The sequence below is a fragment of the Dapis brunnea BLCC-M229 genome, assembly GCF_050015995.1.
Lineage (GTDB): Bacteria > Cyanobacteriota > Cyanobacteriia > Cyanobacteriales > Microcoleaceae > Trichodesmium.
On sequence record NZ_JBNHEP010000201.1, the window covers coordinates 1 to 14,826 of the forward strand.

6 protein-coding genes are annotated in these 14,826 nt (G+C 37.3%); 3 read left to right on the forward strand and 3 right to left on the reverse strand.

The features are described from left to right. Nucleotides 1–501: 501 nt before the first annotated feature. On the reverse strand, nucleotides 502–1,386 hold the full coding sequence (locus ACP6PM_RS22375) for a hypothetical protein (protein WP_426588519.1): 885 nt from the start codon (nucleotides 1,384–1,386) through the stop codon (nucleotides 502–504). A gap of 1,023 nt (nucleotides 1,387–2,409) precedes the next feature. Here ACP6PM_RS22375 and ACP6PM_RS22380 point away from each other — a divergent pair. Beyond that, on the forward strand, nucleotides 2,410–11,391 hold the full coding sequence (locus ACP6PM_RS22380; protein ID WP_426588521.1) for a CHAT domain-containing protein: 8,982 nt from the start codon (nucleotides 2,410–2,412) through the stop codon (nucleotides 11,389–11,391). 249 nt (nucleotides 11,392–11,640) lie between these two features. Here ACP6PM_RS22380 and ACP6PM_RS22385 read toward each other — a convergent pair whose 3' ends face one another. Both ACP6PM_RS22385 and scpB read right to left on the reverse strand, forming a co-directional pair. Then, nucleotides 11,641–12,207, reverse strand: coding sequence for a 5-formyltetrahydrofolate cyclo-ligase (locus ACP6PM_RS22385; RefSeq protein WP_426588523.1), 567 nt, complete (start codon nucleotides 12,205–12,207; stop codon nucleotides 11,641–11,643). 430 nt (nucleotides 12,208–12,637) lie between these two features. Continuing rightward, nucleotides 12,638–13,153 (reverse strand): SMC-Scp complex subunit ScpB, encoded by a 516-nt coding sequence (scpB, locus tag ACP6PM_RS22390; RefSeq protein ID WP_426588525.1) that lies wholly within the window; start codon nucleotides 13,151–13,153, stop codon nucleotides 12,638–12,640. A 596-nt stretch (nucleotides 13,154–13,749) separates the two neighbouring features. Here scpB and rpmI point away from each other — a divergent pair. Both rpmI and rplT read left to right on the forward strand, forming a co-directional pair. Then, nucleotides 13,750–13,947, forward strand: a complete 198-nt coding sequence (gene rpmI, locus ACP6PM_RS22395; protein WP_094671995.1) for a 50S ribosomal protein L35 — start codon at nucleotides 13,750–13,752, stop codon at nucleotides 13,945–13,947. A gap of 30 nt (nucleotides 13,948–13,977) precedes the next feature. Further along, the gene (gene rplT / locus ACP6PM_RS22400) at nucleotides 13,978–14,334 is read left to right on the forward strand and encodes a 50S ribosomal protein L20 (protein WP_293098947.1); all 357 of its coding nucleotides are present in this window, start codon (nucleotides 13,978–13,980) and stop codon (nucleotides 14,332–14,334) included. Nucleotides 14,335–14,826: the final 492 nt, after the last annotated feature.

A 14,826-nucleotide genomic window follows, 5' to 3' on the forward strand; every position in this document is an offset into this window, starting at 1 on the left:
TATTGTAGACCAAGCATTATAGTCTAATTTTACCAGTTAAGTTGTGTAAGTCCCAGTAGATGTCCCACAAATTCAATACAGGTTTGATGCTCAAGGGGCAACACATCTGTAGGTGGAGCGATCGCTTTTATCACTTATTATTCGGACATCATATAATATACAATCCGGTTGAATAGTCGTCATTGCGACGAAAGGAAGCAATCTCAGGAGTTGAGGAGATTGCTTCCTTTCACTCCGTTCCAGTCGCAATGACTTGAGATAGTAATTATCCGGACATCATATAACTACAAAAAAAAGCAGATGAATCTAGCTGTTAGATTCACCCGCTCTCAAGTCGATGAAATGTTATTTATCAAAATAATTGGGTCTAAAGCCCCGCCTTTTAAGGCGAAATATTTTTGGAGCGTTGCTCTAATCCCCTACTTCCCCTCCTGGCTCCCCTCCTAGGAGGGGTTAGGGGTGGGTTAACTTCTGACTTCTGACTTCTGACTTCTGACTTCGTTAACGGCGTCGTCTACCACCAAAACCACTGGTTCGACGAGAGGGTGATGAAAACCCACCACTACCAAAACTACGACGTTGTTGGCGAGGTTTTGCTTTGTCGGAGCGACGCAAGTCACTGGCACCAACACCACTACCTGTAGAACGATTTGTATTTTGCTGTTGTTTACGAGTTGTATTACTCCTAGTAGAGTTAGTTACACCAGTGGAACGTAATGTTTGTCGATTTTTCACTGCTGCTGGTGGAGCTTGATAACGATCTTGATATCGGTTAACAGCTTGGGTGTAGCTGCTGCCATATCCGCCATACCCAGTCATTACTCCACCTGATTGATAAACTGGTGGTACATAATATTGAGGGCGAAACAACATACTACTAATTGCTCCGCCAACTACTTGACCTGCTATTGCTCCGGCAAAAGGTGTCCAGAAGTTAGACTCCCGACGCACAATAACTGTTTCTTGTCTACCTGTTTGCGGGTTAGTTTGGGTTTCAGTTACGTTGTGTACATATTCAATTTTAAAGTCTGGTTTAATGTGTAAACTAGCTTGGTTGCCATTAATGTTAGCATAATTGGTTTTGCCTTCCTGAATTTCTTCCTCAGTTAAACTTGCCATTTGCAAATCTGTAGTAGTATAAATTGGCGGTTTACCTGAAGGGGTATTTAACAACATTAAGGAATATTCGCCGTTGCCGTCATTATAGGTTGCTTGTTGTACGGGATATTCTCCTTGACTTACTTGGTTAGGGTTTCGGTTAGAGTTTTGGTTAGATGAGATATTGGGATTTGAGTTTTGATATGAGGTAGTGTTGGAACTGCCACAGGCGACTGTTGTCCAACACAATGTTAAACACATAAACAAAACGGTCAATTTACGCAACATATTATAATTTGCTCCTAAAATAACTTTGAGTGAGTTCTACTTATTATTCTACCTTGATTTGGCTTTTGAGAAGATAATATAGTGCTACGCGCAACTCAAAAGTCAAAAGTATAGCGCTACGCTTAAGTCAAAAGTTAAAAGTCAAAAGTCAAAAATAATCCCTGACTTAGTTTGAGCATTGATAAGTGTCCTAACTGTAATGCGTAGTGGTATACGAAATCCAGTTTTAGAGGTGCATTAGAAAATGGGGCGATGGGGTGATTACGAAAAAAGCTAATGTACAGTTTTAGCTGTGTCAGTTTACTACTGGACCGACACACCTTAAATGGTGCGCTACGACGGATTGCTTAATGCCTTTCATAGTCTGAACTTAAGCCGTCTAACGCACCCTACTGCTACTGCTAACGCACCCTACTAGACTGTTTCATCTTAAATGTTGCAATAGATGTAGGTTGGGTTGAGGGACGAAACCCAACAACAATCTTTCTCCCCTACTCCCCCACTCCCCTACTCCCTAATGCACTATTTTAGGTGAAACAGTCCACTACTGCCGTGTCAAGACTAAAATTGTGGGTTAAGAGCGAGCAACCTTGGAGACCTCTGCCCCAACCCCTCTCCTGCAAGGAGAGGGGAGATTTCCCCCCCTTCCCTCCTTCCCCCTTTCAAAGGGGGGTAAGGGGGGATAGTTGTGGGGTTGGGGGGTTAGGTTTTTTAAGCCACATTTTCAAACTTGACACGCCACTACAATTTTGCACTAAATTAGCTGTGTCAGTCTACTACTACAATGACATATCTAAAATGTTGTAATAGTAGGGGCGGGTTCCGCGTTAAATTAGTGAGGTTCAACCTGAGATTAGATGAACCCGCCCAATTATATAACGGACTATTTTAGCTGTGTCGGTCCACTACCTACTTAAAATACCTCGAAATTGACAAAAATATTTTCATTGCTACAACATTGCATAACTGTTAAATTAGCTGAAATATAATAGTTGGAAAATCCCATCTATATTTCCATAAACTATGAAAATGGTTCGCTTTGGCCATCCATTATCCCTATTAATGCCTTTACTTGCCGCTTTGGCAACAACTCCTGCTAAAGCACAACCCATAACCCCCGCTAATGATGGTACAGGTACAACTGTCAATCAAAACGGCAACCAATTTAATATCCAAGGAGGCACTCGTAGTGGAGGGAATTTATTCCATAGCTTTGACCAATTCAACGTTAATTCCGGCCAAACTGCTAACTTCCTCACAACGCCGGACACTACCAATATTCTCGGTAGAATTACAGGTGGAAATGCTTCTTATGTTAACGGTCTCATTCAAGTTATCGGTGGTAACTCTAACCTCTACTTGATGAACCCCGCAGGCATAATGTTCGGTCCGAATGCTAGCCTCAACATACCCGCCTCATTCAGCGTTACGACTGCTACAGGTATTGGTTTTGACAACAATAATTTCTGGTTTAAAGCGATCGGCACAAACGACTACTCAAAATTAGTTGGAAACCCAAGTGGATATAGATTTAATGTATCTAACCCAGGCGCTTTAGTTAATGAAGGAAATTTAAGTTTAAACCCTGGAGAAAATCTAACTTTGTTGGGGGGAACTGTTATTAATACTGGGGAACTTTCCACAGCAGGGGGTAATATCGCCATTGCAGCAGTAGAAGGTGGTAGTACCCTGAGAATATCACAACCAGGACATTTATTAAGTTTAGATGTAGGGACGTTGCATGCAACGTCCCTACAAGATGGGGAAGATACTAATATTACCCCTTTATCTTTACCAGAACTTTTAACAGGAGGGAATATAACTCACGCTTCATCTGTTACTGTTAATGCTGATGGTGATGTGGTATTGACAAATTCAAATACTTTAGTTGCGGATACTCCTGGTACAACCATAATTTCTGGAAGTGTCAACGTTTCGATCCCCCCTAACCCCCCTTATGAAGGGGGGGACAGTGGAAATATCCCCCTTTTTAAGGGAGGAAATATTAATTTATTAGGCGATCGCGTAGCTCTCATTGATACAAATATTAACGCTGATGGCATAAATGGTGGGGGAACAGTATTAATAGGTGGTGACTTTCAAGGTAATGGAATAATTCCTAATTCTCAGCAGACTTTTGTGAATAATAATTCAATTATTTCGGCCGATGCGATTATAAATGGAGATGGAGGAAGAGTAATAATTTGGTCGGATGGAATTACTAATTTTGGCGGAAGTATTACTGCAAAAGGAGGAGAATTTTCTGGTAATGGAGGGTTTGTTGAAGTTTCGGGAAAACAACAACTAATATTTGATGGGACTGTAGATGTTAGTGCAGCATTTGGAAATACAGGCACAATTTTATTAGACCCAGAAAATCTCACGGTGGGAGACTCAGAAAATACATTAGCTCAGTCAGAAGAAAATAATTATGAGATTGAGTCTACAGAGAATACCGATAATTCCGAAATAGAAACACCAGAGAATAATTCCGAAGTTGAACCTAATGAAAATAGTGATTCAGATACAACAGAAAATCCCGATAATTCCGAAGTTGAACCTGAGGAAAATATGGAAAATTCAGAAACAGCAGATTCTACAAATACAGAAATTGCCGATAATTCAGAAACAACAGAAACAGAAATACCAATAGACCCCTTTGCTCAAGATGAAAATGCTGACGTGACAATTTCTGCCGAAAATCTAGAAGACTTATCAGGAGAAATAATTCTCCAAGCAGACAATGATATAACCATAAATGAAAAAATCGAAACCGACTCACCAGTAGAAGTTAAAGCCGGACGAAGTATTAATATAAATGCCGATATTGATACATCAAGTGGCAATGGAAATATTACACTATTTGGAAATGATAATAACGCCAATATCGAAAATCGTAGCGAAGGTTTAGCATCCATAAATCAACAAGAAGGAACAACATTAGATGCTGGCAGTGGAACTATCGCAATTAGATTAGGAGGATTAGGAGAAATAGGAGATATAAATCTAGCTTCTTTAACCACAGAAGGACGAATAATACTTAATGCTAATAGTGGCAATATTACTCAAGTTTCAGCCAATAATTTAATAACAGCAGACAAAGCAATTTTAAGAACTCGTGGAGGAGGAGGAATTGGATTATCGGATACTCCACTAAGATTTGATGTGAATAATTTAGAAGCACTTACAGGAAAAGGTGGAATATTTATAGATGCAATTTCATCTCTAACTGTAGGTGAAGTAAATGGGCAACTAACAGGGATTTCTACTGGAGGTAGACAAGGTAAAATTCAATTAAATGTGGATGGAGATATTAATATTGAAGAAGGAATAGAAGCGGGAAATAATGTGAGGTTAACTGCTAGTGACAATGTAAATATTAATGCGGATATTAATACAGAAAATGGCGATGGAAATATTTTCATTCAAGGGAATAATGGAGAAGGTAAAGGAAATATAATTCAAGGGGAAGGAACAAATTTAGAAGCAGGCAGTGGCACGATTAGAATTGAGTTGGGGAATGTCGAGGAAGTTGGGGATATTACTCTAGGAAATTTAACCACAACAGGTCGAGTTTTTGTGAATGCGAATGGTGGAAATATTGAGAGTGTTGATCAGAAATCCTTGATAAGTGGGGGTAGTATTTTATTTGAAACTTCTGGGAGTGGAGGAATAGGTTTATCGGATTTGCCTTTGCGGTTAGAAGGAGAAAAATTAGAGGCAGTAGGAGGAAGTGGAGGAGTATTTTTTGACGTATTGGGAGGAATAAATATTGGTGGATTTAAGGAAAATGTAACAGGAATTTCAACTGCTGAAGGTGGAGATATTGAACTTTCGGCAGAAAATAAAATTACAGTTGTTGAAGAAATTTCTACGAAGGTAAATGAAGGAGATGCCGGAAATATAATTATTGAAAGTAGTAATCGTGGAATTGATACAACAGCAGGTGAAATTAATGCTAGTTCCGAATTAGGAAATGGAGGTAATATTACTCTCAATGCTACTAAGAATATTTTGACAGGGGATGTGGATGCTAGTGCAGGGGAGAGTGGTACAGGGGGCGATATTAAAATAGAAAGTCAGACAACTTCAGTTAATACCACGGGAGGTAAAATTGATGCAAGTTCCATTGATGGAGATGGAGGAAATATTGAGATTACAGCAGGAAAAGATATTAGTACAGGTGACATTATTTCTGGTGTTGGGGAATTTATTTCTACAACAAACTCTGATAGTACCCAAAATTCTAATACAATGGTAATTAGTAGTACTGTAAATCAGACTGTGAGTTTAGATGAGGGTACTATTAATCCCACAGTTGATGAAATCAATACTCAACCCTTGGAAAGTGATGGTGGAAATATAACTATTACCGCCCAAAACAATATTCAATTACAGGGAGAAATCAACTCAAACTCTTTCTTGGGAAATCCAGGAGAAATTAGTATTACTAGCAGTGAGGGTGCGATATCTACTCAATATGTTTCAGGGGGAAACATCTCCATTCTAGCTGGGGGTAATATTCAAAACAGACAGATAAACGCCTCATCAACTGATGGTAATGCTGGTGGAAATGTTACTATTGACAGTCGTAGTGGTAGCATTGACATCTCAAATGGTGCAGTTGGTACTTCTGCTCAGAGTAGCACAGCAAATTCTAATAGTAACGGAGGAGATATTTCTATCTCTGCTGATGGTGATATAAATATAAATACAGCTAACCTTGCTTCTAGCGGTACTCAAGCAGGTGATATTACTCTTGAGAGTCGTAACGGTAATATTGATACCAGCAATGGCTCAATATCAACAGGCAATGGGGGAGATATTTCTATAACAGCTTTAGAAAATATTAGTATTAATTCTGATATCAAATCTTCCTCGCGGGACGCTAATAGTGGAGATATTACTATTACCAGTAGTAATGGTGTTGTCTCTACATCTACAGCTTTTGTCATTTTAGACTCTTCCTCGAAAAATGGCGTTGCTGGAGACATTAGTATTAATTCAGAAGGGTTAATCACTTTAGCAGGTGAAATTATCACTAAAGGTAAGCTCCATGGAGGAAATATCAACCTAACTAGCAACTCTTCAGATATAGATACTAATGCAGCTATCTTTAATCTAACTTCAGAAAATGGCACAGAAGGTAATCTAAATATTACTGCCAACACAGGTAGTATTGAGATTGGAGAAATTGGTAGTTCGAGAAACATTACTATTGCCGATGGTGGAGAAAATAATGCCTTTAGCGATCGTCCCAATGCCAATATTACTTCTGATGCCGATCGAGTTAACAACAAAAATGGGGAAGTGCAGCTTCAAGCACACAACGACATTACTATCAATGAACCCATTAATGCTGAGGATATTTCCCTCCTAGAATTAAAAGCAGGAAGGAATATTAATCTTAATGCCGACATTGATACTTCTGGCAGCAACGGAAATATTAGTCTGACGGCAAATAACCAAGGAGCAGACATCCAATATCGGAGTGAAGGAACTGGAAATATAACTATGGCAACAGGCACAACTTTAAATGCAGGAAGCGGAGACATTTCAATATCAATAGGCAACCTAGCAGAAGCAGGTGATATTACCCTTAGTAATCTCCAGACTACAGGAAATATCATAGTTGATGCCAACGGCGGTAATATTTTCCGCAGTTCAGAAAATTCTCTAATTACGGCTGGTAATGCTGTGTTTCAAACTCAAACAACTGGAGCTATTGGTACAGTTACAGCACCCATCAACATTAGTGTGGAAAATTTGGAAGCAAGGAGTGGCGATGGAGCATTTTTCAACTCGCCCAACCAAGGTGTTAACATTGGTAATGCTAGTAGTATCCTAGTCGGAATATCTACTTTAGATGGTGGTGACATAGAAGTAACAGCTCAAGGAGATATTACTGTTACTGAATCTCTATCTACTGCATTGTTTGATGCAACAGCAGGTAATATTACCCTCAAGAGTACAGAAGGTGCCATTGATATAACTGATGCTACTCTCGACGCTTCATCCCGTGAAGGCAATGGAGGAAATGGAGGAGATATTTCCCTAACTGCATTCGGCGACATTAACACAAGCAGTATTCTTAGCAATATTAACCCAGTCAATCTTGTTATACCTGAAGATGATGTAGGTGAAGGAGGTAATATCACAATTACTAGCCTTAACGGTGATGTTGACACTACCAGTGGATTCATTTCTACCAATTCTGCATGGGGCAATGCGGGAAGTGTTAACATATCTGCTTTTGAAGATATCAAAATAGCAGGAATTAATTCATCTAATTTTGAGGGGAATGGTGGTAATATTACAATTACTAGCCTTAACGGTGCTATTGATACTACCAGTGGCTTCATTGAATCTTTTTCCTTATCTGGTAATGCAGGAAGTGTTAACATATCTGCTTTTGAAGATATAGCTACAGGAAATATTGGTACATTCTCCAATACCCATGATGCTGGTAATATCACAATAGACAGTAGCAGTGGTTCCCTTAATATCATAGGTATTAATTCTAGATCATTTGAAGGGAATGGAGGAAATGTTTCTCTCACTGCTGAGGGTGATATCTACACAGGCAATATTTTTACAAGTACAAATGGCAGTGGTATAGGGGGTAATCTTAGTATAACATCTCGCAATGGTGCAATTAATACAACAGTTAATTCTACTTCGGTTTCTGGATTATCCCCTGAAACAGATATTACTTCAGAAGAGGTGGCTACAAGAGTTGCTAATGGTGAGGTGAGACCTAATCTCTTTTCCTACTCTTCAGCAGGTATCGGAGGTGATATTAATCTCACTGCGAAAGGTGATATTACTACATACGAAATAAATTCTTTTGGTGGCAACACTGGTGGTGATGTTAATATCGCCAGCACCACAGGAAATATTAATACAGATGTTATCTTCTCTACAGGAGAAGACGCACTTGGTGGAAATATTTCTATCCAAACTCAAGAAGAAGGTAATATCAATATCAATCACATAGCTACTTATTCCACCAATGGTACAGGTGGTGAAGTTATCCTTAACTCTACTGGCAATGTCGTTATTAACAATATTGCCTCATCTGGACCAGAAAAAAGTGGTGATGTGACTATCCAAAGTAACAATGGCACTATTACTACCCGCAACATTCAAACCATCGCTAACAACGGTACCAGTGGTAATATTCGCCTCAATACTTATGATTTTCAAGGCAATATTAATACTGCTGATATTCAGTCGGTAGGCGATCGCTCGTCTGGAGAGGTAGAAGTTATCGCTCCCGATGGGTCTATTACCACGGAAAATATTGAGTCTCTCTCCAACTCTGGCAACTCAGACGATATTACCGTTAAAGCTAAGGATGATGTCAAAACCGATGAAATTAATTCTACTGGTGGAGAAAATAGTGGCGATATAGAAGTTAGCAGCGATAATGGCGAGGTCAATACAGGTAATATTGAATCTCGTGGCGACTCTGGAGACTCTCGTAATATTGATGTTGATGCCGAAAATGATATCAATACAGAAAATATTAGTACCCGTGGCAATAATCATAGTGGGGATATAGAAGTTAGCAGCAATAATGGGGAGGTCAATACAGGTAATATTGAATCCCGTGGCGACTCTGGAGACTCTGGTAATATTGATGTTGATGCCGAAAATGATATTAATACAGAAAATATTATTACCAGTGGCAATAATAATAGTGGGGATATAGAAGTTAATAGTAACAATGGTTCAGTTTATAGTCAGAATGTGGTAACTGAAGCAGAAACAGGAGATTCTGGGGATATTGATATTGCAGCCAAAGATAATATTAATATCGATAATATTCGCTCTATTGGTGGTGAAGATAGTGGTAATATTTCTATTAGTAGTGACCAAGGCTATATTAATACCAATAATATTGAAACAATTGCCGAAACAGGAGATTCAGGTGATATTAATGTAACAGCAAAATACGATATAAATACAGATAATATTAGTTCTATTGGTGGTGAGGATAGTGGCAATATTTCTGTCAGTAGTATTTCAGGTTCAGTTAATACAGAATATCTTATCAGTCAAGCTGAAACAGGTCGCGCTGGTAATATTGATATTAGTGCTAGAAATAATATTAATACAGGAGATATTACTTCCACTGGACTTCAAGGAAGTGGCAATATTAATCTTACTACTAGAATTGGTGAAATTAGCACGGGTGAAATTTTGACAGATACTGGAATAATTAATATTAATCAACCAAACAATAATATTAGTCTCCCAGCACCAAACAATCCATTTCCTATAACTCCTCCTTTAGGAACTTTGGCTACCAATAATACTCCAGCATCAAGAATTAATCGGGCTCCGCAAATACCGACAAATTTGCCATTATTACTAACTAATAACTTAACTTTACCATCTACAACACCAAGCAATAATCCAGCAAAAATTAACAATTTTTTATCAACCATTAATAATAATCAAATTCCTAGTTCAATAACTGCAAATTTACCTACTATTAATAATAATCAAATTCCTAGTTCAATAACTGCTAATCTACCTACTATTAATAATAATTTGAGGTTCAATTCAGAAGTGGTTCCTACACAAATCAGTAATATTAATAATTTTTCCCAATCAAACACTACAAATATAAATATTATTCAGTCGATTCTAATTGATAAAAAAATAGCTAGAAGTATGATGTTAAACAACTTCAGTAATTATAACAACAATATTATAAATTACCCTCAAATATTACAACAATCGCAAGTTTTATCCAGAAATTCATTAACAGTAAATATTGCCAGAAAAGAAATGATATCTGGTTTAGAAAAAAGCCGAATTAATGAATATTCAAACTATTTTGGCGTCAATCTCGAACCAAAATTATTATCCACAAAAAGTGCTAGAGACATTTTAGCAGAAATGGAACAACAGACTGGAAAAAAATCGGCAGTTATCTATGTCAACGTTTACGACGACAAACTACAACTAATACTATTCACCGCCGATGGTCAATCTATTCTCAAAACTATTCATGAAGTTAATCGAGCTAAATTAAAAGAAATTGCTATTCAATTTTATGTGAATATCATCGACCCCAAAAATCGAAATAGTCAGAGCTATTTACCATTAGCTCAAAAACTTTATAATTGGTTAATTTCTCCAATGGCAGCCGAATTAGAAGCAGCTAATATTGATACATTATTATTGAGTATGGACAGTGGATTTCGTCTCTTACCTGTAGCCGCATTACATGATGGAGAAAAATTTTTAATTGAGAAATATAATATCAGTTTAATCCCTAGTCTTAGCTTAATGAATAATAACTATAATTCTTTAAAAAATACTCAAGTTTTAGCTATGGGAGCTAGTAAATTTTATGATAAACCATCTCTACCAGCAGTACCAGTAGAACTCACCTCAATCACAGAAAACTTATGGCAAGGAAATACTTTCCTCAATGAAGAATTTACCAGGCAAAATCTGATTAATCAACGTCAAAATTATCCCTATCCAATTATTCATTTAGCCACCCATGCCGAATTTAGAAGTGGAGATGTTAATAAATCTTATATTCAACTATGGGATGAGAAACTCAAACTGGATCAAATACGAGAATTAGGATGGAATAATCCCGAAGTTGAACTATTAGTATTATCTGCTTGTCGTACAGCGGTGGGAGATAAAAATTCTGAGTTAGGTTTTGCCGGGTTAGCAATAGCAACAGGAGTTAAATCAGCATTAGCAAGTTTATGGTTAGTCAATGATGAGGCGACGTTAGGGTTAATGACAGAATTTTATTCTCATTTGAGTAATGTTAATATTAAAGCCGAAGCATTACGAGAAGCACAAATAGCGATGTTGAAGGGAGAAGTTTTGATAGCAGAAGGTAAGTTAAAAGGTTCGGGTGGTCGTGGGGAGGTAACTTTACCGCCAGAATTAGCAAGTATTCAAAATAAAAATTTTGCTCATCCTTATTATTGGGCAGGCTTTACAATGGTTGGTAGCCCTTGGTAATATAATTATACCAAGGTTTACAAGTTTTATTGACTTTCAAAAAAACATATTCACTTGAGAAGGTGATTAAGTTCAATTGCGCGATCGCACAATTCAATAATGGCCATATCCTTCTCACACCGAACTCTCTAACAAAAGTTAGAGAATTTCTCAAGTAGGAGTCACAAATAAGAAAAAAGGCAAAAGAAATAGGAAAAATTTTTTCATCTTAGGGAGTAGGGAGTAGTTCTCAAAAATGCTCAACTCAATCTACTTTATACCATTTTCTGTACACACAAAATCAAGAGGTTTATCCCAGGAGTCTATAGGTAAATCTTGTAAATAAGCAAATTCAAACACAATGCCAATAGTAGGCTTAGATGCCCATTCTTGCTTACTTAGCATCCGATCGTAAAAACCGCCACCATAACCTAAACGATAACCATTAACATTACAAGCAACAGCAGGAACTAAAATTAAATCTACTTTTGATGACTCTAATAATGGAGCATTTAACTCTGGTTCTAGAATACCATAAGCACCTTTTTGTCGAGAATTTCCTGGTTGCCAAATATGCCAAATTAGAGACTTTTCTACACAGCGTGGAAAACCCCAAATTTTAGGATAAAATTTTGTTTTTTCTCCAATATTTGTAAATAATAAACTCAGGTCTGGTTCCTGACGAAAACTAAAATAAGCTAAAACAGTTTTAGCTGTTTGGAATAGGGAGAAATTTTGTAAGTTACGACAAAGGCGATCGCTCTTTTCTCTCCATTCTCTCTCAGATATAGACCGACGTTTTTTTAATAATGAGCTTCTTAATTCTTTTTTAAGCATTAATCTACTACAGCAATTCCCACAGTTATGAGGTAAATTTACGATCCCCCTAAATCCCCCTAAAAAAGCTATCCCCGATCAGGAACTCCTAAAATCCTTTTCCGATAGGGAGATGGGGGGATGGGGAGATGGGGAGGTGGAAAGAGTTTAGCCTCTAATTAAATACGTTTACTCTCCTATCATATCCATTGAATGGTAAGAAACATAACCTTTTTCTAATGTCTAAGTTTTATGTTAAGTAAAGATGTTTATAAAGCATAGCTTTTTTAGGGGGACACGAGGGGATCTAAAACTGTACTTCATAGATTAAACAACTGCTATAAAATAAAAATTATAAAGGTAAACTGGGAAAATCCTGACTTATCGAGACTCATACTCAAATTTTTCTTATTTGATAACTGATAACTGAAATGGCCACCCAGCAACTAGATTATTCTTCTTCATTAGCACTAGATAGAGAAAGAAGATCCAGTGATAATTGTTGTGGCAGTTGATCCAGTTGAAAATATTGATGAAACTTATCAGTGACTTGCAACCAATAAGAACGAGATTCCTTTTGACGACGTTTACGGATAAAGCCTAAACTAACAAGTTCTGGAACGTGCTGATAAACTCCCGAACCACGAATATCTACTAATTCTGATTGGGTAATACCTCCCTTCAGAGCGATCGCTGCTAAAGTCCTCAGAGCGCCGACTCCTAACTCAGGTTGAATTAAGCTTTCTATCAATTCAGTAAAAGTTGGTTTGAGTTGAAGACTATAGCCTTTTTCTGTTTCAACAACCTCTAAAGCAGTATGTCGATGGGCATATTCTGACATTAATTCGATTAAAGCATCTTTGACTTGGCCACGCTCGCACTTGGCAATCTCAGCAATTTCAGAAATGGAGAGGGGTTGTCCCTTAAGATATAATATTGCCTCAATTTTAGTAGAAAGACTATACATTTAGTATCATTACCCTTACCGTGATTGTATTATGGTCAGAAAACTTCGCTAATCAAGAAAGGGTGAAATTTTCTCACTTAATTTTTTCTATCATATATTCCCTTTAATACCAATTTGATAAATATTTGTTTTTTCTATAAAGTTATTGATTTGATTGAGCGATCAAATCTTATACTTTTCTTCCTTATTCCTTACAAAAAATTAAGGTTTAAATAATGTTTAATACCAATGACCATGGATTAATACTATATTTCGGTTATACTTCAACGGTCAAATAATTACCAAGATTTCAAGTCTTTTTTTGACAATTATTAGTTAGTCGCTCAGTAATTATTATTCCTAATTTTAACTTCTCTCCTCACCTCTTTTCCTCCCCACACTTCCCCAAAAAATCAGATATAGCAAGATTTTAGAGAAATGGTATAAAGCCTCTCCTTTCCAGGATAAAAAAGAAAAAAAATCTTTTGACTTCTGATTTGAGGAATATAGTCACAACAAAAATTTAACTTCTGACTTCTGACTTCTAAAGGCAGGTATTTGATTTTAACAAAATTTATGGTATTATAAAAGCTTGTGTGTAAAATTAGTGTAAGTCCATGCCAAAACTAAAAACTCGCAAATCAGCAGCTAGACGCTTTAAAGCTACAGGCAGTGGCAAAATTAAACGTCGTAAAGCTTTCAAAAGTCATCTTTTGGAGCATAAAAGCTCCACTCGCAAGAACGATATGTCGAAAATGGCTCTTGTCCATGAAACTAATGAAGAAAATGTACGTTTAATGCTTCCATATTTATAAAGTATAAAATTTTAGGTTAGGAGAAAAATTATGCCTAGAGTCAAAAGAGGTAATGTTGCCCGTAAACGCCGTAACAAAATTCTTAAACTAGCTAAAGGATTTAGAGGGGCACAATCTAGACTATTTAAAGTTGCTAACCAACGAGTAATGCAGGCGTTACGCAATGCCTATCGCGATCGCCGGAAACGGAAACGGGACTTTCGTCGTTTGTGGATTACCCGAATCAATGCTGCAGCTCGTCAACAAGGTATGAGCTATAGTCAATTAATTGGCAATATGAAAAAAGCCAATATTGAAATTAACCGTAAAATGTTAGCACAATTAGCCGTTTTAGATCCTGAAACTTTTGCAAAAGTTGTGGAATTGGCAAGTAAAGCCAAAGGATGATAGAAACTAGAAGGTTGAGGAAGTAGGGGAGAGACCAAATATTCTCCCTCTCTTCAGAAGATTGATATTCAATAATTAATAATTAACAATTAATAATTAATAATTAACAATTAATAATTACCTCTTCTTATAAGTAGGTAGGTGAAAAAATTTACAAGTACGTCCGCAGCGACTGAAGCGGAGCGGAAGGAAGCAATATCAAGGAAGGAAGCAATATCAAGGGTTTCAACTGCTTTAACATTTCGTTACATAGTGATGTTTATTCGTGCCTACCTACTTAACAGATAGGATTTTGCTCAAAGGAATTTTTTTTCTTCTCTTGGTCGATTGGATATGGTTAGGTAACCCATCCATCCCATCCTAGGTCATGCTCCGCTTTCCGACCGCTGTCTTGGTCGATTGGATATGGCGTTAGCGGAGCGGCTCTGTTAAGAGCGGGAGACCTCGCCATCCCATCCTAACGGACTGCTCCGCAAACGACCGCTTTTTCTC